Source organism: Okeanomitos corallinicola TIOX110, assembly GCF_038050375.1.
Taxonomy (GTDB): Bacteria; Cyanobacteriota; Cyanobacteriia; order Cyanobacteriales; family Nostocaceae; genus Okeanomitos; species Okeanomitos corallinicola.
Genome location: NZ_CP150886.1, coordinates 2,445,441 through 2,467,631 on the forward strand (window position 1 = coordinate 2,445,441; position 22,191 = coordinate 2,467,631).

Sequence of the window (22,191 nt, forward strand, 5' to 3'; positions counted from 1 at the left end):
TTAAGCTTTTAAAAGTTTTCATTTAAGCTGACAACTGACAGCTTTTTTACTTTTCAAAAGCTCTAGAAGTGACGTAGCGTTGTAACTCAATTAAGGCGCGATTGTAATCCAAAATAGCTCTAACTCGATTTCCTTCGGATCTAGTTAGTTCATTTTCGGCGTTAATTACGTCTGTTTGAGTTCCTACACCTGCTTGGAAGCGTAAACGAGCTAATCTTAAAGATTCTTTAGCTTGTTCTAAAGCTACATTGGCAGTTTGGACGTTTTCCAGGTTAGATAGTTGGGTAGAGTAAGCTTGTTCTACTTGGAAACGAATTTGGTTACGCTGTTCAGTAAATTGAGTTTCAGCAATCGCTATATTTTTCTTGGCTTGGGAGGCTCTGGCTTTTGCTGCTCCACCATCGTATAGATTTATGGTAGCTTGCACTCCCACTGAATACCCATCACTGACATTGATACTGTCATTAAACACATCTAACAGGTCATAGCTGGCAATTAAGCTAATCTGTGGACCGAGTGATGCTAAAGCTTGCTTTCTTTGTTGTTCGCTAATATTCCGCTGTGCTAGTTGTTGTTGTAGTTCGGGACGGTTTTGATAAGCCAAGATGATGCTATCTTCTAACCCACGTTCCCAAAGACCTGCTAACTGTACGGGATCAGCGGCACTAATATTTACGGACTGAGGCAGATTTAACCTAACAGCTAACCTTCTTCTAGCGATCGCTTGTTGAGAAAGAGCGTTAGTTAGGTCTTGTTGAGCATTGGCTAGATTCACTTGCGATCGCAACACATCAAACCTTGTTCCCACGCCAGCCTTTTCTAATGCCACTGCATCTCTTAAACTGGCTTCCGAGTTTTCCACTGCGGATTGAGAAATACGGACATTTTCATCAGCTTGTTGCAAGTTGTAGTAGTCTGTCGCTACACTTAACCGAATTTCTTCAAATTGCCTTTCTACTTCCAATTCTTGAACCCTTACCCGCTCTTCCGCCTCTGTAATGGCGGCTGTTCTTCGACCAGATGTGTACAGGTCATATCTGAGTTGTGCTTGGCTATCAAAAGCCGTGTTAGATTCCGCATCAGGGGAATTGGGATTCAGTTGTTGCGCCTGTTTTGCTGACAATGTGCTGTTGGCGCTACGGCTATTGCTAATTCTGCCATTCACACCCAAAGTTGGCAGTAAAGCCGCTTGAGCTTCTTTGAGAGCAGATTGACTGCGTTCTAACTCCAGAATAGATACTTGGAGATCGTTATTATTCCGCTTGGCTACTGCCAATGCTTGTTCCAAGGTCAGGGGTTGATTTTCCTGAAGTTGCACTTCCTCTGGTTTCGTGGGAAATAACAAGCGATTAGGGCTAGGATGTAAATTTGGCAGTGTTGTTTCTGTAGAATTTGTGGGTGTAGGTTCTGGAGTTAGATCCGGTGTTTCTGTAGAATTGGGATTTTCTGATTCTACAGGCTGGTTTTCTACAGGCTGGTTTTCTACAGGCTCGTTTACCTGGGCTATCTGCTGGGAAGAGTTTTTTGTTTGTGAACAACCTTCCGGCAATAAAAGAGCAGCTGGCTTATTTTTTGAATCTAACTGTAAACACTTATTTACGTATGTTGATTTTACTACATTTGAATTTGCTATTGCTATTGGTAAGACCGTTTTCGTATTTGCTTCTGTCCCAACTTTAGCAATATTAGGTAAAGTGATTTTTGCAACATTATTATTAGTTGTGGGCTTAATTCCAAGGTTACTAAATTGTTCCCCAGGTAATAAAACTGACGAATTATCAACTAAGTTATAAAATTGCTGTCTGTTGTTTTTGTCTACCACTGAATCATTAACATTAGTGGCACTGGCAACACTAGGAAAAGAAACCAGTTTAACTGTATCAACTGTGACTGTGGTAGCCCAAGCTGACTGAGTGGTTAATACTGCTACTGTTACACTAGGTAAGAAACTATGAAATAATTGTTGTCCTTTCACCGCATCTCCTCACACAAAACTCTATCTAGCGGCAGAAAACTTGTCTTCACACAGAATATAGCACGATAATAAATTGAGGCAAAAAGTAGGTTATGAGAACAGATTTAAGAGTCAGACCCCTGCTTATCCTCAAAACGTTTGACAATGCGAGAAAGTTCTGTCTTTTCGTCCATCATAACGCGGGTTGGCGCACCACTGACAATGCGTTCGTAATTGCGGAAGGAGTCTTTGATATTAGGGCCATCTGCCGTGATATTGTACTCTCTAATTCCTTTATCGTGCCATGAACCTCTCATTTTGAATACGTTAATTGCCCGCGACATTTCACCATGAATTTCCACATATTGCAACATGAGAATTGTATCAGTAATCGTGGAAATATGAGAATCAGTGATGGAATGTGACCCCATAAATTGGTCGCTGGTATTGGTAAAGAAACCCGTGATTTCTTCTTGTTTAGCGTAACCTGTAACCCCGATTACAAACTGACGAAAAGCATTATTGCTAACACCTCTAGCTAATGCGGAGAGGGAATCAATGGCGATCCGGGCTGGTTTAAAATCAGCAATTTCTGATTTAATAATTTGTAAGTGGTCTTCTAAACCTGTAGATTCAGGATAGGTACAAATTATTTTTAATAAACCTTGGTGTTCTAGTTCCTCAAAATCAATACCCCAAGAATAGGCATTTCTAGATAATTGAGCGCGGGATTCTTCGTATGCAAATAAAATTGCTCGCTCACCGCTGACACAACCATCTTGAATAAATTTACTGACTAAGAGTGTTTTACCAGTACCAGTTGCTCCGGTGGCCAAAATAATTGAGTCTTTAAAGAAACCACCACCACACATTTCATCTAGGGTACTAACTCCTGAAGATACTCGTACATTAGATGATCTTTGAGTTAAACGCATTGCTCCCAAGGGGAAGATATTGACCCCAGCATTGGTGATTGTGAATGGATATTCACCTTTCATGTGGGTTGTACCGCGCAGTTTGAGAATTTCTATGGTGCGACGGCGACGTTCTCCTTCCAAAACGTTACGAACAATGACCACGTTATCGGAAACGAATTCTTCAACCCCAAAGGAAGCCACTGGCCCATATTCTTCTCCACGCTCTGTTGTGATGATGGTGGTGACAAATAGTTGTTTGAGACGTGCTACCAACCGAAATATTTCTCTTCTGACTACTCCTACAGCTTCATACTGTTGAAACACTGCTGTAATGGAGTCAATGGAAACCCGATGAGCTTTGTATTTGCGGATGGCATATTGTAGACGCTCAATTAAGGCTGAGAGGTCGAAGTTACCAACAATATCTTGACCTTCTGGGTCGGGGGAAGCATCGAGGATAAATAATTTTCCTTCTTCAATGAGTTGTTGTAAATTCCAGCCAAAAATATGGGCGTTTTTAATAATGTCGCTGGGTGATTCTTCAAAGGTAACAAAAACTCCTGGTTCATCAAAGTAGGTGATGCCATTATAGAGAAATTGTAGAGATAATAAGGTTTTCCCTGTACCAGAAGTACCACTAACTAAGGTGGTTCTACCCACTGGTAAGCCGCCATGACTAATATCGTCAAAGCCTTCAATCATGGTGCGAATTTTTTCTACGCCTCCCATAGATGATTGTTTTGGTTCTTGTTGTTCTTGGTCACTCATCGCTGCTCAATAAATAGGTATTTAAACTGTTTTTTTAAACTTTTATTGGTACTTAATTGGGACTAAATATGAATTTTATAACTAAATATCTTCCTGTTCCCAGTCTTCTTCAGTTAATTCATCATACAGTAAGTCTAAGCCTATTAAAACTCTTTCTCTATCTGAAAGATCACCAATTATTTTACGAACTGGAGGGGGTAAAATTTTAGATAATGTGGGTGTAGCTAATATTTTGTCTTCCTCTGCCAATTGAGGATTTTTGAGAACGTCAATTACTTTTAATGCGTAAACGCCTTGAAACTCTTGTTCTAAGATGTTTTTGAGTGTGCTTAATGCGCGTACGGAGTTAGGCGTGTTCCCTGCTACATATAGCTTGAGAACATAGGTTTTTTTGGTTTTATTCATAAATTTACAGGTTATTTCTGACAAATAGTAATGCTAAATAGTTCATTTTTTTGATCAATTGACCACAGATATTTGTTGGTAGTTGATTTTTTTAGTTGTTTTAGTTGTGTTTAGAAATTGCAGATCTATAAGCTTCACATAAATTTGCCAGAATATCTATTAATGTTAATCTGTAATCTAGTAGTGTTTCATCGCTTCTGCCTTCAAGTTTTAATTGTTTGGAAAATTCGTCTATTAGTTCCATGTGAATTTTTATAATTTGCGGCACAGGAATATTAGCACAAAATAATGTGTTGATAAATTTATCTATTTTTATCTTTAGGTTTTGCTCTGAGACAAAGTAATCAATCAAAATTTCCCGGTATTCCAATTTTAAATTTCGCAAGGTTTGCTGCTTTTCGGCAGGACTCATTTCTTGGAAAATTTGCTGATTTTTTTGTTCATGACAAGCTAATATCTGAAAATACTTATCGTTATGAATTAATAAAGGATTATCATTTACTAATTTACTAGGAATTAAATAGTGACTACTATGGGTAATAAATGTTAATTGCCAGTTAAATAATTGATGGTATGTCTGGTGAATAAAATTTTTGACATGATCAGTTAAACTTTGCAGTTTATTCTCTGTATAACTGTGATCTAAATACTTTTTAATCTGTTGTGGACAAATCAATAACACAGGTAATATCATTTATCTTTTAGTAGTTTATATATTTCAGATGATAATCAAACGTGTTGACAAGCACTAACTCAATGCGTCTACAAAGGAATATATCAAAGTATACAGGTGCTATTGGGTTTCAGTGGTTAAAACTTTTTTAGTACGAGGCTTTGGTAATTAAAACATTTCCCTATTATTCGCCTATCGTAGCTGTAATATGCTGTATGTTTTTTTATTTCACTCCTTAATGAAGATACATGAAAGATATTAAAGTAATGTTTCATTCTAAATCATTATAATTCCTCAAGGTTCTAAAACGAATCTTTGGAGCGATAATTGTTTTAAGCTTTAACTATCAATTAGGAGTTGTGGAACACCGATAAGTTATGTTCAAAGTGTTTGCTCATTAGCAAGAGCGGCACAGATATAGCTACTCTGGGATTCATGGTAGTGAATGACTTCCTACCCAAGCTGATTTTACGGCTTTGATAGATATTAGGTTTAACTAAGAAATTTAGCCTCTTCTGAGAAGACACTGCTTCAGGCATAAAAATCATCAGCACTTTGGCAGACATAATGCCAGAGGCTACCACAGGAAGAAAACCCCCTAAGCTTTATGTTAATGCTACAGTACCCGCTTTATGACTTTCTAGCAACCGTACCCAGCTGTCGAGAAACAACGACCCTGGCTGTTGTGCTGGAGATTTTGGAGAAAGAGCAGTGCGATCGCTTGGTAGTGGTGAATAAACAACAGTACCCTATGGGGGTGTTGTATTCTAGTTGTCTGCTCCCCAAATTATTAGCAGCAGCGAGTAGAGAAACATTTTTAAATTTACAGCAACCAATTTCTACTTTGAGTGCGAGTCTGATTTCTACCATACAAACGATTCCAGCTTCTGAGCAACTGGAAAATTTGAGTTTATTTTTAAATTACCCACAAAACCAAAAAAATAGAAATTTAGATTGGGCTTTAATTGATGCAGATAATAAGTTTCTGGGGCTGCTAGATCATCACCGCTTACTCGGATTTTTTGCTAGAAAAAGAGTATCAATTAAATCTATTTATTCAGAAAATACGGTAAACGTGGCTGAGTTAAAATCTTGCTCATATCAGCAAAAAGAGCCGTTAACCGTCAAAAATAGTCCGTTGGTGCTGTTGCTAGAAAAACTACCCTGGCCTTTGATGCTACAAACAAATAAGGGTGAGGTGATTACCAAAAATCCCGCTTGGTGGCAACAGTTGGGAGGTTTGAAAGATCCCGAAGGAATTAGGATACAAGTAGAAAATATACTCTCTTCGGTAAGTTTTCAAGATTTGGAAGATATCAATCATTCAGAGATTAAGTTTAATCCTGAGACTCACAGGGGCGATAATTTGCCTTCTAAACGTGGCAGACCGTTGAAATCTGTGTTAACGATGATAGAGGATGGTCAAGGATTGACCAATAACACATCAAGTCACTGTTTTTTGAATTCTCAACATGGTACTTGTACTTGTGTTGTGGAAGTGCATAGTGGTCAAGAACAGGTTTGGCAGTTTGCCAAAATCCCTTTAAATGCTTCCGAGTTTAAGGTTTGGAATGCTGATTTAGAAATGACATTCAAAAATAATCACACCGAACTTTCTGAAGAGGATCTGTGTTTAATTTTTGCCACTAATATTACAGAACAGCAACAATTGTTTAAGGAACTGGCAGCTAAAAATGCGGATTTGATTCAACTCAATCGCTTGAAAGATGAGTTTTTAGCCTGCATTAGTCATGAACTCAAAACCCCATTAACGGCAGTCTTAGGTTTATCAAGGTTACTGTCTGATCAACAATTGGGAAAACTGAATGAACGACAAGCTCGTTATGCTACTTTAATTCATCAAAGCGGTCGTCATTTGATGAGTGTGGTTAATGATATTTTGGATTTGACCCGGATGGAAACGGGACAGATGGAACTTACTCCTTCTCCGGTGCAAATTCGGGAGGTGTGCGATCGCGCTTTAGCAGAAGTCAAAACAATCCACAGTCAACCTAATAACCCTCATGCAGTTGATGAAAGTGATGAATCAGATCATCAATTTAGCTTGACTATTGAACCGGGTTTAGAGGAGATGGTGGCTGATGAGTTACGCTTGCGGCAAATGCTGGTACACTTACTTTCCAATGCTTTTAAATTCACTGAAACAGGTGGAGAAATCGGACTGAGAGTAAATCGTTGGGAAGGCTGGATTGCCTTTACTATCTGGGATACAGGTATTGGTATTCCCGAACATCAGCAACATCTGATCTTTCAAAAATTCCAACAATTAGAAAATCCCCTGACGCGTCAATTTGAGGGTACTGGCTTAGGACTGGTATTAACCAGAGCTTTAGCTCGTTTACATGGTGGAGATGTGAGTTTTTTATCCCGTGAAGGCAAGGGTAGCCAATTTACCCTACTATTACCACCATCTCCTCCTAAAACTAGCTTTGCCGAGTCAGAGGGGGGAACTACAGAATCTCATCCACCTATTTCTTCGCAACGTTTAGTCTTGGTGGTGGAAGCTGTAGCTAGATATATTGAAGACCTAACCCAACATCTGAAAAGTTTAGGTTATCGGGTGGTAATTGCTCGTTCGGGAACGGAAGCTTTAGAAAAAGCCCGTCGTTTACAACCAAAAGCTATATTTTTGAATCCATTGCTTCCCTTGCTTTCTGGTTGGGATGTACTGACTTTACTTAAATCGGATACTGCAACTGGACATATTCCTGTCATTGTCACAGCTACAGGGGCAGAAAAAGAACAGGCTTATACTCATCGCGCTGATGATTTCTTGAGCTTACCAGTAGAACATCAGGCCTTAGTACCTATCTTAGCAAGATTGTGTACTGTGCCAGAAGTTGAGCAGGTGAGTTTAGCAAATCAAGATGTAGAAATAATTACAAATCCCCTGCGAATTTTGCGGTTGGTGAATCCAGAATTAGATCCGATGAGTCCCCATGCTTCTCTGGGAGAACACCGAGTGATTGAAGTGGATGATTTGGATCAAGCTGAACTGTTAGCACGGGTATGGCAATTTGATGTCATTTTGTTGGATGTTGATACTGATACAGCCCGAAATTATCTACAAAAGTTAACTAAATATCAGAGGTTAGCAAAATTACCTTTAGTCACTTGTGATGTGGCTACTACTTTGGCAGCTTCCCAAATACCAGGTTTAGGGGTATTTCCTTGTTTAACACCATTAGGTAAGGAAAATAGTAGTGGTAAAGGAAAGCCAGATCCTTTGTTGTCGGTGTTGCAAATTGCTTCTAATATTGGTTGCCCACCGAATATTTTGGTGGTGGATGTAACAATGTTACAAGATTTCCCACAGCCTCAAGAAAAGCAAGTTAAATCTTTCATAAAAGATGAAAAAAATGAGATTTTAACTAATACTAAAATAGGTTTGGGATCAGAATGGTTTGAAGCATTAATTCAGTATTTACAAACTGCTGGTTTAAAGGCAGTTATGGGTATTTTTTGGGGAGAAGTTATACAACAACTGCGTCATCAAAGTGTGGATTTATTATTGATTTATGTAGGACAATCTGCTGTTAATAAAGAAGTACAAAAGGCATTTAATGATTTGTCAAATTTATCTTTGAATTTGCCCCCTGTTTTAGTCATTGATCACAGGTTAAATCAGGATCAGAGGAAACCAAGACCAACGAGAAAGAGTCATCATAAATCGAAAGAAAATGTGGTTGATGGTTTAAATGAACTTACCGCAGGTATTGCTACTCAAATATTACCTCGTTCGATTTCTATGGCAGAGTTGTTAAATCAGATCAATCAAGCGTTGGGAAAGAAATAGCATGAGTAGGTAGGCTAGAAAGCAGGGATGTTAAATGGCGTAACAAAACTTTACATATTACACTGTCAGTATTTAACCGTAGTAAGCCCAATAGAATCATCAACATAAATCCCTAAATAGGGTGAAAAAGTCCTTTCGTGGAGGCAGGTGACAGGTGACAGTTTCAAGAGTTAGATGGGAACGATTTTTCCTTGGAGTAGGAATTAAATGCAAGGTTTTTAAGTTTCCACCTCGTAAAAGCTTGCACTTTTTTTACCTGAAAACGGCTCAAAGCCTTTACCTGTAATCTTTTCATGTTTATTCAGCAAACCCTAAATATCCCTGATTTTCATAAGAAGTCGGGGATATTTTTTGCTTTCAAGATAGGTTTTTCGTGAAAATACGCAAGAAAATACCGGGTTTATACGCTTTTTAGCTAAATAGCAGACTATTAATACTGAAAAATCCCCAAAAATCCAAATAAATCTAGCTGCTTTTTTATCCGTACTTCAAACAGAATCTTGTTGCATGAAGAGATAATGAAGATAATACTCGTACTCTTGCGAGGTTTTACAGGGTGTCGTAAACTATAAAACATCGGAATATACACAAAAAGTTACACTAACCACTCAGGGTACTCAGTTAAATGAAAACTCAATTCTCTGCTTTATTAGCTTCTAGTGCTGTTCTTACTGGTGCTTTTGTTACACTAGCTGCACCTACTCATGCTGCGACCTTGACCTGTGAAGCTAGTCTATCTGGTCTAGTATCAGGTACTTCCGCTTGTGAACGCAGTAACAGTGCAAGCCAAGACTTTTTGAATACTGACCCAATGACTGTTAACGCTGAAGGCTTTTTTGGTAATACTGACTGGGTATTCGGTGGCAAGATTGGTAGCGACACTGGTTACGCAGGTACTAAAGACGGACTAAGTGGAACTTGGGATATCTCTAGCGTTTCCCAAAGTATCGGCAATGATATTATGCTCGTCTTCAAAAGTGGTAATGGCACTTTCTTGACAGCTTATGATGTTCAAGATGGAGTAACCTCTGGTACTTGGGACAGCCCCTTCCTGAAGAGTGTATTTGGGTTCAATGGTGGGGATGTTAAAGATGTATCTCACATCAGTGTTTACCACAGACAGGAAACTACTCCCACTCCTCCTCGTACCAGAGTTCCTGAACCCACTTCCTTGCTTGGTTTAGGTTTAGTTGCTAGTGGAATGGTAATTGCTCGTCGTCGCAGTGTTGCTGGCTAATAATTGCCCATGTTTCACAACTTCTGTTGTGTCTGGTAAAACATGATTTATTTTCAGCTTACTGGTAGTTGGTGATTTTAATAATCAATAATATCACCAACCAAACCTGTAGCCAGTGCTTAACCGGAAATGATATTGCATCCCCAATAGTTACACTCAATATAAACTTAAAATCTCACAGTCGTTTCAGGATTTACCTGTAGCGGCTTATTATTTTTTATTTCCAAAAACAAGTTGTAGTAGTGCCGACATCAAATACAGCACTACTACAAACAAGAATCCCTACTAATATTCACTAATTACTCGTGGCTAGTCAAACATATCGCCACATAGAACACAATGAAGAGGCAATGACTGAATTTCCAGTAACAGTAAATACTTATCTAGAGTTTCTTATTTAAAACGAGAACGTTGTTGACGACGTTGCTTATGTCTAGCGATTGCTTTACGCTTCTCTTTTTCTAACGGTGTCTCAAAATGGCGGTTTTTCCGCATATCTTGAAAAATTCCAGCTTTTGAAACTTCACGTTTAAATCTCCGCAAAGCTGACTCAATACCTTCATTTTCACCTAAAACTACTTGTGTCATTCCTATTCCTCCTTGATTGGTTTAATACTTACAGGCTAGATTTAAAAAATATCTCAGCAGGTATAACCTTGGGTTTTATCTGCTGGATACTCTAGCATTTAAAAATTCTTCAGAACAGGATTAATAACGGCGATTGCTGCGAGTATTATTGCCCCAGCTACCACCACCACCACGAGGACCTCTGTCTTCACGGGGTTTAGCTTTGTTCACTTTCAGACCTCTTCCCATCCATTCAGCACCATCAAGTGCTTCAATAGCTGCTGTTTCTTGATCTTCTGATTCCATTTCTACGAAACCAAAACCACGTGGGCGGCCTGTTTCCCTATCAGTAGGTAACTGTACACGATTAACTGTACCGTATTCAGCAAAAACCTCTCTTAGGTTATCTTCCGTAACCTCGTAGGACAAATTTCCAACGTAAATCGACATAAATGGACGGCTTTCCAAACCAAATTGTGTAGAGTGTTATATCCGGACAAGCGCATTTAAAATAAATTAAAACGAACTACTTAACCGAAAATAATCATTATATTAGCAACTATAGCACAGTCTTTGGGGATGAATTCATAACGAGTAACATTTTGTGAAAAACCTATGTAGGGTTTGCTGTAAAGCCCTGTGGGCATAGATCTGCTTACCGGGCTGTGTGACTCCTACTTCGGGTTTGCTGTTCGCCGAGCGTGGCGTAGCCATAAAAGTCTTGTCGTGGAGACAGGTGCTACGCCACGGTGACAGTTTCAAGAGTTGGATGGGAGCGATTTTTCCTTTGAATCAAACTTAAATGCAAGGTTTTCGAGTTCTCACCGCCTAAAAGCTTGTACTTTCTCAATTTCAAATAGCCTAAAATCCTTTACCTACAATGTTTTCAAGTTTATATGCCTGACGGCACGCTACGCGGACAGCAAGCCCTACTTCGTCACCAAAGCAATAGGCATCAAAGTCTTTTCTGAGGATATTGAGGAGTCAGGAGTTCTATGATTCAGGATATTTTAATTTTAATTTCTTTGACTGGCTGCAAATTCTATTAAGGCTTGCTCTGCTTTCTGACACAATATTTCATGATCTTGAGAACTACTCGCCAGTAAACCACCCCATTGATTAATATCACCAGTGTTATACTCTAAATACTTGCCATCGAAGTGAGTAAATTTACCACCAGCTTCTGTTAAAATTAGTTCAGGTGCTGCCATGTCCCAATCTTTGGGGGCTGATTTTCCAGACAGGGAAATATAAATATCTGCCTCTTGTTCAACTATAGCAGTGACTTTACAACCTACACTACCAATGGCTTTTTGATTTTGACATGGTAAGCTTTTGAGCAAATATTCTAATCTCTCGTTGCGATGAGAACGACTAACTACTAGAGTTAAATCTTCTATGGGTTTATCCCCTGCAATTTTCAAAGGTTGAGAACCATTAACAGTTTCCACAAAAGTACCACCACCTTTGGTGGCGTAATATAGCTTTTCGGCTTCTGGTATGGCTACTACCGCTAAAATCGGTCTTGTGTCTTGAACTAAAGCAATATGAATTGCATATTCCCCAGTTTTATTAATAAAGTCTCTAGTTCCATCTAAAGGATCAATTATCCATACCAATTTTGCAGAATTTTTAGCCTGTTGAGATTGATAAGTTTCTTCACTGATATAACCGAAATCTTCATGCCCAAATGCTGTTTGTAACTGAGATAGGATATATTCACTTACAGCTTTATCAGCAACTGTTATGGGTTCATTTTGTTTGTATTCTACTTCTAGGTTGTAATTTTCAGCTGTTCCTTGATAGTAAGAGCGTAGTAACTTAGCTGCACCCCAACCAACTTGACGAGTAATTTTTAGTGTTTCTTGTAAATCTGGCATTGAATTTATTTCTATAAACTAGATATATATTACTGTTAATATTACTCAGGAAAAAATGTTTTTCACGGGTGAATTTGTATAACCAGGGCGGGCAAGATGCCCACCTCACAAGAGTTTTAATTCTCGTGTTTACATTATTCTGGCTGGATGTCTATTACCAGTAGTTACACTTTTTTCAACCAGCTAAACATAGCGCGTAAGTCTTTACCAACTTCCTCAATGGGATGTTCAGCTTCTTGACGACGCATAGCGGTGAAACCTGGTTTACCAGCTTGGTTTTCTAGGACAAATTCCCTTGCAAATTGTCCAGATTGAATTTCGCTTAAAATCTTTTTCATTTCTGCTTTAGTTTCAGCAGTGACAACGCGGGGTCCACGGGTATAATCACCATATTCCGCAGTATTAGAAATACTATCGCGCATGGTGGCCAAACCACCTTCTACAACTAAGTCAACGATTAATTTAACTTCGTGCAGACATTCAAAATAGGCTAATTCTGGTTGATAACCTGCTTCTACTAGAGTTTCAAAACCGGCTTTAATTAAGGCGCTTAAACCACCACACAATACCGCTTGTTCACCAAATAAGTCAGTTTCGGTTTCTTCGCGGAATGTGGTTTCTAAGATACCTGCCCGTGTACCACCGATACCTTTAGCATAGGCCATGGCGCGATCGCGTGCTTTGCCTGTAGCATCTTGATATACTGCAAATAAAGCAGGTACACCTTGTCCTTGTTCGTAAGTCCGACGGACTAAATGTCCTGGTCCTTTGGGTGCAACCATGACTACATCAACGTCAGCAGGGGGTAAAACTTGTGCAAAGTGAATGTTGAAGCCATGGGCAAAGGCTAAAACGTTTCCTGCTTCTAAATTGGGTTCAATTTCATTCTTGTAAACTGTCTTCTGCACTTCATCAGGTAACAAAATCATGATGAGGTCAGCAGCTTTGGCAGCATCAGCAACATTCTTGACAGTTAAGCCCGCTGCTTCGGCTTTAGCTGTGGACTTACTGCCCGGATATAGTCCCACAATTACATTTACACCACTATCCTTTAGGTTGAGGGCGTGGGCATGACCTTGTGAACCATAACCGATAATAGCAACGGTTTTTCCAGTCAAAAGGTCTAAATTCGCATCTTCGTCATAATACATCCGGGCCATAGAAGCATCTCCTGTCCGCAAAGCATGGTTATAAAATTGGCAGACTTCTGATTATACCGTAAATTGGTAATGGGTAATTGGTTATTTATTCTCCCTCTCACCCACTCACCCACTGACCCCTGTCATCTGCTATACTTCCTAATTTTTAGCAAAAGTTCATAATTAACAGAAAATTTATGATAATTTTGATACAAAAATGTTAAGAATAGTTACAGCACCTGTAATAGAAGGAAATATTTCTTATGGTTGATTTACATGACAAAAAACCACCTCATCAGGTAGTTATCGTTGGTGGTGGCTTTGGTGGTCTATATGCAGCGAAAGCCTTATCTAAAGCTAATGTCAATGTGACGCTGATAGATAAACGGAATTTCCATCTATTTCAACCTCTTCTGTACCAAGTAGCTACAGGTGCTTTGTCTCCTGCTGATATTTCTTCACCACTGCGTTCTGTTCTCAGTAAGAGTAAGAATACAAAGGTTTTGTTGGGTGAGGTAAATGATGTTGACACCACAGAACAAAAAGTAATTGTTGGTGATGAAACTGTACCTTATGATACCTTGATTGTTGCCACTGGTGCAAAGCATTCTTATTTTGGGAAGGATAACTGGGAAGAGTTTGCACCTGGGTTGAAGACTGTAGAAGATGCACTAGAAATGCGCCGTCGGATTTTCATGGCCTTTGAAGCAGCAGAGAAGGAAACTGATGCGGCTAAACGTCGGGCATTGTTAACTTTTGTGGTGGTTGGTGGTGGTCCGACTGGTGTAGAATTAGCGGGTGCGATCGCAGAATTAGCTAGTAAAACCCTGAAGGAAGATTTCCGCAACATAGACACATCAGAAACTCAGGTTGTGCTGTTGGAAGGTATGGATAGAGTTCTACCTCCCTTTGCACCAGAACTATCACAAGAAGCACAAGCATCTTTAGAGGCTTTGGGTGTGGATGTGCAAACCAAAACCTTAGTAACCAATATTGAAAATGATATTGTGACGATGAAGCAAGGTGAGGAAGTGAAAACCTTAGCTTCTAAAACCGTATTGTGGGCGGCTGGTGTGAAAGCTTCCCCAATGGGTAAAGTATTAGTGGAAAAAACTGGGGCAGAATGCGATCGCGCTGGTCGTGTTATGGTTGAACCAGACCTAAGTATTAAGGGACACTCTAATATTTTTGTAGTGGGAGACTTAGCCCATTTTGCCCATCAAAACGGTAAACCCTTACCTGGTGTTGCACCAGTAGCGATGCAAGAAGGGGAATATGTAGCCAAACTTGTTAAAAAACGTCTTCAAGGTGAAACCTTACCACAATTTAATTATGTGGATAGAGGAAGTTTAGCAATGATTGGTCAACACGCCGCAGTTGTGGACTTAGGGTTTATCAAACTGAAAGGTTTCCTAGCTTGGTTCTTCTGGTTATTTATTCACATCTACTTCCTGATTGAATTTGATAACAAATTAGTGGTGATGATTCAATGGGTTTGGAGCTATTTTACTCGCAATCGTGGCGCGAGATTAATTACAGGGAAAGATATTGTTAACCCTGTACCAGTTGAAGGTAATGCACATTATCAGGCGGTTAATACTAGACAACCATTGAACGTGTAGTTATGTCCTTGTTCCCAGTCTCTGAACTGGGAATGCCATCAGGAGTCTCTGAATAACTTGAGTAACTGAAAATGAGTAGATGTTGCACTGCCATCTGTATATGAGTTAACATCTTTAACTGAATAAGCTACCTGATCAAATTCAAATAAGAAGCAAAGAACAATACCTTGTCCAAATTTGAAAAACTATTGATTCGTAGATTGGGTTGTGGAACGTGAACGTATCCCTGCGGGACACTGCGTGAACGCGGAGAAATCAGCATGAAACCCAACCTACAAAAAATGGACAAGGTATTGAAAGAAAAAAATAGTTATTTATTTATGTTGCAACTTCAATGCAAATTGGCTTATTCAATTTCTAAAATATGTTAACTTTCTATAACAGAGGCAAAGTTGATGAATTCTCCTAATTGTTCACTATGGATTTTGGCAGCTAGAACCGATTTGCCATTTATGATGCACACGATACCTCATCTTGTAAAGATGAGTAAATTTAATTTTAGTGAACGTGTATTAGCTATAGATACAGCACCTTTATCTGGTGATAAACTTCTGAGACCGGGAATTGGAACTTTAGAACAATTGCGTGCTTGTTGTGAACAATTAATAAAAGATGGCATTATAGATAAGGTAGTTGATATCAATTATTCCCAAACCTATCACGACCAAGTATATACCAAACATTTTGGGAGTCCTATTCGCAAAACACATAATTATAAAGGCTATCCAATTTTAGGAACAATTTTTCATATTGAATCTGCTAAAAGTGATTATATGCTGCATTATGACAGCGATATGTTACTTCACCAACAACCAAATTATAGTTGGATAGATGAAGGTATTAAATTACTGCAAAAACATCCAGAAGTGATGGCAGTAAGACCACTCACTGGTCCACCAACTGAAGATGGTAGTATATATCAAACTAAGCCCTATGAACGCGATCCAGAAGGCTTTTTTAAATTTAAATTTTTTGGTAGTCGTGTTTATTTAATAGATCGTCAGCGTTTTGATAAGTTGCTGCCTTTAAATGTTTTATGGCGTAGTTATAATAACGAAATACTCAATAACTTGCCCACAAAGATAAAAACTATCTTAAACAATACCACTGGTAAAGGTAACTTAGATTCATGGGAAATTATGGTGTCTGATAAGTTAGAAAAAACATCTTATGTGAGAGCAGTTCTTGACTCACCATTAGCTTGGACACTACACCCTAAAGATCGTAGTCCTAAGTTTATCAAAGAGTTGCCAGAAATTATTGCCAAAATTGAATCTGGTTCGTATCCTCCAGAACAAGCCGGTCACTATGATCTGCTATCAAAATATTGGCTGTAATAAAATCTGCGGAATTTCTCTTCTTGAGTCAAAACCAAGGAGGAGATAGTCACAGCAATACCGACAGAAATATCAAATCAAATAATAATTAAAATATCAAAAAAAATAGGAACATGACTAAAATTATCGTGACTGGGGCTGCTGGGTTTATAGGTTCTAACCTAGTTAATGCTTTATTGCAACAAGGTGAAGAAGTAATTGCAATTGATGAATTTAATGATTACTATAATCCTGCATTAAAACAGAAAAATGCTGCAACTTTTGCCAATTCACCAAATTTGACTTTAGTTAAAGAGAATATTCAAAATTTAGATTTGCCAAAACTTTTTCAAGATGTAGAGATAATTTATCATCAAGCTGCCCAAGCTGGGGTGAGGAATTCTTGGGGTGATGGTTTTCGAGCTTATACAGAAAGAAATATCAACACTACACAGGTTTTGTTGGAAGCTGCTAAGAATGCTCCAAAACTGAAAAGGTTAGTATTTGCATCTACATCTAGTGTTTACGGTGATGCAGAAACTTTACCTACCCATGAGGAAATTGCACCTCAACCTGTTTCACCCTATGGCATTACTAAGTTAGCTGCGGAAAGGTTATGTGGACTGTATCATAAGAATTTTGGTGTGCCTTTTGTTTCATTAAGGTACTTTACTGTTTACGGCCCAAGACAAAGGCCAGATATGGCATTTCATAAATTTTTTAAAGCTGTTTTACAAGATGAAGCCATTCCTATCTATGGTGATGGTAAACAAACCAGAGATTTTACATTTATTAGTGATATTGTTGCTGCTAATTTAGCCGCTGCTACTGTACCGGAAGCTGTGGGGGAAATTTTTAATATTGGTGGTGGTAGTAGGGTGGTTTTAACTGAAGTTTTGGAGACGATGGAGACAATTGTGGGTAAGTCCATCAAACGCAACCATATAGAAAAAGCTATGGGTGATGCGCGTCATACTGCTGCGGATATTTCTAAAGCTAAAAAAATCCTTGGTTATCAACCACAGGTTTCTCTGAAAGAGGGTTTACAGCAGGAATGGGCGTGGGTGCAATCTTTGTATTAAAATTTTCTTTTTCCTTGTTTTTTCTTGTTCCCAGTCTTGATACTGGGAATTTTAATATGAGGCTCTGGCTCTGACATTGATATATTAAAATCAAGAAATTATGTATCTAATATTTTGGAATAACCCCTAATTATACTGTGTATAACTTCTGCTACCCAGTTTAAAATTAAACAATGGGATGCAGCACGTATTATGTATTCTAGTAAAATTATTGCCAGAATCACTATTTAGGAGGATCTTTCCCCCTACAAATAAATTATTTGTGGCATTCTAATTTTTTTGCTCTTTTTATTTTTTCTTTTTGTTAAATAAGAATAACAAGAACTGGGGACATTGGGGTAATAGAACTGTGTATATTCAGTACATTGATAACCCTCATTTATTCCTTCAAGTCCTAGAGATGCTCAAAATACCTGTCAATTTTGATGCACTTCCTGAATTAGCTAATATTAAATAGATTTACCAATAATGTTTTTCATTATTATTTCCCAACAAAATCATGAGTACTCCAGCATTATTTAGAATTGATAAAAAGAAACATAAATTGACCTTGAAAAAGCTCAACCCTAGTAAAGATCATCTAAAGACTCAAGGATCTACTTCTATTTTTAGTGGCTTATTCTTGATCGGAGCATATTTCTTTTCTTCTTCATATTCAACACAATCTCAAGAGCAATCAAATATGAATATGATATTAGTAAATTATATTATTGCTCCAATTTTGATTTATATAGGACTATCTCTGATATCTGCTTCTTATCGTTCAAAAGAAACTCTAATATTTGACAAGCAATCAGGGTTAATAACCTATATCAAACAAGTTAAAAAACCATGGCTTTACATTAATAATCAATTTCAGATTCAAAGTGCTTCTCCAATTATTACTGAATTATTGAGATATCCAATTAATTCAGTTACTTCAATTCATTCAATGACAGTTGATACAGTTGATGAGTTTATAGATTACTTGGTTTTTTATTTTAAAGAAATTGATACTTATCTAGCTATTTGGGAACATGATTCTGATGGATATAAATTTCCTAACGAAATTTCTATTTTTTTAGGAAAAGATACTGGTGAAAATATCGGTAGTAGTTCTTTTTCTTTTTCTTTAAATATATTTAATATTTTAAATGATGTAATTAAGGCTACATTTAAACATTCAAAAGATAAAAAATTCGACACTGGGAAGGCTTTCCTTAGTTATGATCAAAGACTTATGCTAAGTGCTATTTTAATGTTCGGAAGTAATGAACACATAATCAAAGAGAATCCAAATGATTCCTACACTTATTTTATGATTGCTTTAGCTTATTTGAATTTAGGGCTGAAAGACTCATCTCTTAAATATTTAAAAATGGCATACCAACTTTATATTAAATCTGGTGATAAACGTCATACAAAAATGATAGAGAATCATATCAATTACGTTTCATCTAATAGTTAATATAGTAAATACAGGAATAAATTTCATGAAATCATTTGTAACGTCCTATGGCTGTATAGAGCAAAAGAATTCTAGTACATTGATAGCAACCGAAAATGATACTGGTCTTTATGTAAGTTTTAAAGTTATAGGCATAGTCATCTTGGCTATTTCTATTCAGATATTAGTTAGTTTTTTGTTTGTGAACACAGGCAATATTGAAATTACTCGCAATCAGATAGCACAAAGTTTACTAACTGCTTCTGCAACAAATTATTATTGGAGTATCGGTTTTTTAAGCCTCTTGATTATATCGTTGGCTCTAAAATTATTTATCTGGGGAGAAGAGAATAAACAAAAATATTTTAGATATTTATCTAAATATTTATCAGGATTGCTATTTTTTATCTCAGTATTTTTATTAATCAGTTTGACCAATATTCAAATTTTATCCCAGAGTCTATTTATTGCGATCACTAATTTTCCTGTTGGAATTTTATACTGTATTCTAATATTAGTTTTATTGTTTTTTGTGTATATAGGTATTAGTTTTTGGAAATCTCCTTACTCTTATTATAGAGAGAGGATTACCATTTTTAGCAAAACTCAAAATACTCTGATTCAAAAAATTACGCGCTATCCAATTCCTTTAATTATCTACAAAAATGGCAACTTTAATTTTGCTTCTTCATGGGTTGAGGCAAAATACGAATATCCACTGTCAGATATTATTTCTATTCATAGATATACTTCTGAAAAAAGTGATGAGTTTACTTATTTTGTGATGCTTCTTTTTTCAAAGACTAATACATATTTTCCCACTATAGAGAGTAGAAACATTAAGGAAAATAATCAAGTTTTAGATATTATTAGTACGTTTCTGAGTTTGCCTTGTGGCGAAGATTTAAGTAATTTATCAAGTTCTTTTATTAAGAATCACTTCCTAGTATCGCACAATCAAAAAATTTCTATAAGTGCCACAATGATGATGACAGAAAATCAAAGAAGACTGGCAGAAAATCCTCATGATCCTGATGCTTGTTTGATGTTGGGATTAGCTTTTATGGGTATTAATCAGTTTGACGCTGCTATCGAAAAGTTACAACAATCCAAAATACTATATGAAAAACTTGGAGAAAGACGACAATCGGTAAAAGTTGGTGATTATTTAGATGGACTGCAAGCTTATATGGCTTCTAAGTCCATCAAAAATTAAATCTAAAAATTTAAATTTGATGATTTTAAAAAAGTAGTAAAGAAAATTTATCTTCTGTCGCCAATATGATACACAAAACTTGATAAGTAATTATTGTTTGATCAATTTTCTATGCTTGGAAAAAAAACTATTCTAAATAAAACAGGTTGACAGCATAAAAATATATTTCCACAATCGTCAAATGTGAGTAGATTATTCAGGTTCAATTAACGAAAGGAGAGCAAGGTATATGTATACGCAGTTGTCTGATTATGAAAGAGAAATAGCTCTGAAATATCAATTTGGCAGGTTGATCAAAATTGATGAAATCCCTTGCAAAAATTATTTTGCACGTGATGAATTGATGAGGAATGTTATCCTGAGTTTGACAAGTGCCGCTTTTATGAGTTTTGGTCTGATAAAGCTGCAATCAAGGGATTAGAACAAGTCAAAAATCATTCTTTCCTATTGATCAGATTAAAGAGTTAAGATTTTATCTTGATAGTGATGATGATGGATTTACACTTCAACCTAAGCCAGAATTCGAGAATAACAAGAACTGGAAGTCCTGATCTTTCGGTAATAGAACTGTAGATATTCAGCACATTGACAACCCTCATCTATTCCTTGAAGTCCTAGAAATGTTCAAAGTACCTGTCAATCTTGGTGAGTTTCACGAATTAGCTAATATTAAGTAGAGGTAGGAGAAAAAAAATAACGCTGCTGAAAATTTCTGATTTGCTTTTAGGATTAGAGGATACTTAATTGCCTTTGCATAACCCCGAAATATTGAGGGGATACCATATATGGACTAAATCCACTATTCTTAGATCGGACAGAAAGCCATTATTTAGTTCTATATTGAATCCGAATTAATTTTTTGAGTATATAAAGCCATGAAATACAAAGTTCTTGAAGATAGCTCTAAACATCTGACTATTCAAATCAGCAATAAACGCGAACAAATACTTTTTACAAGTGTCACAATTGCTGGAATTTTTATCATTGTCTTTACATATCTAGGAGTCATTCCAAGTATGTTAGCTTTAGTTAATAAAGCTCCCAAAGAGTCTTTTCTAGCACCTAGTTATATACTAGGTGGTTTTATTTTAGCTTATGGAATAGTTAACTTTTTGTTCTTCTTTTCTGGCGTTATCATTTGTTCGTTTGATAAGTCACTACAAAAATTTACTATTCAGAAGAAAAGATTTTTTCATACTAGCATTGATGATTATCCTTTATCTGAAGTTACTGGAATTGAAGAATTAGGTATAAAGTCCGCAACTGAATTAATTGTTTGGCTTAGAAAGTCGAATCAAATCAGAGGAATCAAAATTTTTATAGCTAGAGCTTCAGGATATGGTGAATTTCATATATTATGGAGAAAAGTATCTGAATTTCTTAGAGAGCAGCCAACACAACTACTAAATAGACAGTGGATAATTGAGCAGTCAGAGGATATTTACAAAGTTTATAAAACTTTGGATATGTACAAAAATTCAGATATGATATCTTATACGATTGATAAGAGGAAAGGATTGCTGATTTACGAGCTTGATGGTAAAGAAGTTGATGAATATGAAATAGCAGGTATTAAGGACATTCAGGTTGAAGATAATCAAGATCAAAATGACGATGAGATGAGCGATCGCATTGTTCTAGAAATGAAAAATGGAGAAAAACGACCAATTTCTATTTATTGTTATTCTTCAACATCTGGCGCTCACCTTGTAGTTAGAAGTCTAAAATATGCAATTGGTTTGCAAGCATGGCTTCATTTATCGCCCGATATCCAAAAAGATTGGGAGCATCTCAATTAGGTTATGAATCAAGATTTTGAAATTATTAATTATCAATTATTAATCACTTATGAAAACATCTAAAATTGAACAGGAAATGGCTTTAAAATATAGATTAGGTGAAATTATCAAAATTGATGGAACTCCTAATAAAAATTATTTTGCACCAAATACATTTATAGGCACAATTTTTGTTAGTTTGGGAATTTCTGCTTTTTGTGGTGCTTGTCTTGGTTTACTACTTTTATTTATTCTGGAGTTACTCATTTATTCCTTGAAGTCCTAGAAATGCTCAAAGTACCTGTAAATGTTGATGCACTTCCTGAATTAGCTAATATTAAGTAGGGCATGATCATTTGGCTAACCATTTGCAGTTTATGCTTATTTAATGATG

17 protein-coding genes are annotated in these 22,191 nt (G+C 36.9%); 9 read left to right on the forward strand and 8 right to left on the reverse strand.

Annotation, left to right across the window (positions count from 1 at the left end):
- Positions 1-46 precede the first annotated feature (46 nt).
- From WJM97_RS10575 to WJM97_RS10590, 4 genes are all read right to left on the reverse strand, one after another.
- Complete coding sequence (locus WJM97_RS10575; RefSeq protein WP_353932985.1) at positions 47-1,975, reverse strand: TolC family protein; 1,929 nt, start codon at positions 1,973-1,975, stop codon at positions 47-49.
- A gap of 104 nt (positions 1,976-2,079) precedes the next feature.
- Positions 2,080-3,639, reverse strand: coding sequence for a circadian clock protein KaiC (gene kaiC / locus WJM97_RS10580; protein WP_353932986.1), 1,560 nt, complete (start codon positions 3,637-3,639; stop codon positions 2,080-2,082).
- 81 nt (positions 3,640-3,720) lie between these two features.
- Positions 3,721-4,044 carry a circadian clock protein KaiB gene (gene kaiB / locus WJM97_RS10585; RefSeq protein WP_353932987.1) on the reverse strand — a complete coding sequence of 108 codons (324 nt, stop codon included), beginning with the start codon at positions 4,042-4,044 and terminating at the stop codon, positions 3,721-3,723.
- Positions 4,045-4,144: 100 nt separating this feature from the next.
- Positions 4,145-4,738: a KaiA family protein gene (locus tag WJM97_RS10590; protein ID WP_353932988.1), complete on the reverse strand. Its 594-nt coding sequence runs from the start codon at positions 4,736-4,738 to the stop codon at positions 4,145-4,147.
- Positions 4,739-5,324: 586 nt separating this feature from the next.
- On the opposite strand from WJM97_RS10590, the gene WJM97_RS10595 reads away from it, so the two are divergent.
- Together WJM97_RS10595 and WJM97_RS10600 are read left to right on the forward strand one after the other, a co-directional pair.
- The gene (locus tag WJM97_RS10595) at positions 5,325-8,534 is read left to right on the forward strand and encodes an ATP-binding protein (RefSeq protein ID WP_353932989.1); all 3,210 of its coding nucleotides are present in this window, start codon (positions 5,325-5,327) and stop codon (positions 8,532-8,534) included.
- Between the two features lie 625 nt (positions 8,535-9,159).
- Complete coding sequence (locus WJM97_RS10600) at positions 9,160-9,771, forward strand: PEP-CTERM sorting domain-containing protein (protein ID WP_353932990.1); 612 nt, start codon at positions 9,160-9,162, stop codon at positions 9,769-9,771.
- Between the two features lie 393 nt (positions 9,772-10,164).
- Here the strand turns inward: WJM97_RS10600 and rpsU are convergent, their stop codons facing one another.
- From rpsU to ilvC, 4 genes are all read right to left on the reverse strand, one after another.
- Positions 10,165-10,359, reverse strand: a complete 195-nt coding sequence (gene rpsU / locus WJM97_RS10605; RefSeq protein ID WP_013192888.1) for a 30S ribosomal protein S21 — start codon at positions 10,357-10,359, stop codon at positions 10,165-10,167.
- Positions 10,360-10,479: 120 nt separating this feature from the next.
- Positions 10,480-10,788, reverse strand: coding sequence for an RNA-binding protein (locus WJM97_RS10610; RefSeq protein WP_353932991.1), 309 nt, complete (start codon positions 10,786-10,788; stop codon positions 10,480-10,482).
- Positions 10,789-11,354: 566 nt separating this feature from the next.
- On the reverse strand, positions 11,355-12,218 hold the full coding sequence (locus WJM97_RS10615) for a 3'(2'),5'-bisphosphate nucleotidase CysQ (protein WP_353932992.1): 864 nt from the start codon (positions 12,216-12,218) through the stop codon (positions 11,355-11,357).
- A 164-nt stretch (positions 12,219-12,382) separates the two neighbouring features.
- Complete coding sequence (ilvC, locus tag WJM97_RS10620) at positions 12,383-13,378, reverse strand: ketol-acid reductoisomerase (protein WP_353932993.1); 996 nt, start codon at positions 13,376-13,378, stop codon at positions 12,383-12,385.
- A gap of 242 nt (positions 13,379-13,620) precedes the next feature.
- On the opposite strand from ilvC, the gene WJM97_RS10625 reads away from it, so the two are divergent.
- The 7 genes from WJM97_RS10625 to WJM97_RS10655 all read left to right on the forward strand — a co-directional run bounded on the left by WJM97_RS10625 (position 13,621) and on the right by WJM97_RS10655 (position 22,083).
- The gene (locus WJM97_RS10625; RefSeq protein ID WP_353932994.1) at positions 13,621-14,979 is read left to right on the forward strand and encodes an NAD(P)/FAD-dependent oxidoreductase; all 1,359 of its coding nucleotides are present in this window, start codon (positions 13,621-13,623) and stop codon (positions 14,977-14,979) included.
- A gap of 482 nt (positions 14,980-15,461) precedes the next feature.
- Entirely contained in the window at positions 15,462-16,316 is an 855-nt protein-coding gene (locus WJM97_RS10630; protein WP_353932995.1) for a hypothetical protein, read from the forward strand.
- 113 nt (positions 16,317-16,429) lie between these two features.
- The gene (locus WJM97_RS10635; protein ID WP_353932996.1) at positions 16,430-17,377 is read left to right on the forward strand and encodes an NAD-dependent epimerase/dehydratase family protein; all 948 of its coding nucleotides are present in this window, start codon (positions 16,430-16,432) and stop codon (positions 17,375-17,377) included.
- A 499-nt stretch (positions 17,378-17,876) separates the two neighbouring features.
- On the forward strand, positions 17,877-18,824 hold the full coding sequence (locus WJM97_RS10640; protein WP_353932997.1) for a hypothetical protein: 948 nt from the start codon (positions 17,877-17,879) through the stop codon (positions 18,822-18,824).
- Positions 18,825-18,849: 25 nt separating this feature from the next.
- Positions 18,850-20,019: a hypothetical protein gene (locus WJM97_RS10645; RefSeq protein WP_353932998.1), complete on the forward strand. Its 1,170-nt coding sequence runs from the start codon at positions 18,850-18,852 to the stop codon at positions 20,017-20,019.
- 875 nt (positions 20,020-20,894) lie between these two features.
- Positions 20,895-21,818, forward strand: a complete 924-nt coding sequence (locus WJM97_RS10650; protein ID WP_353932999.1) for a hypothetical protein — start codon at positions 20,895-20,897, stop codon at positions 21,816-21,818.
- A gap of 49 nt (positions 21,819-21,867) precedes the next feature.
- Positions 21,868-22,083: a hypothetical protein gene (locus WJM97_RS10655; protein WP_353933000.1), complete on the forward strand. Its 216-nt coding sequence runs from the start codon at positions 21,868-21,870 to the stop codon at positions 22,081-22,083.
- Positions 22,084-22,191: the final 108 nt, after the last annotated feature.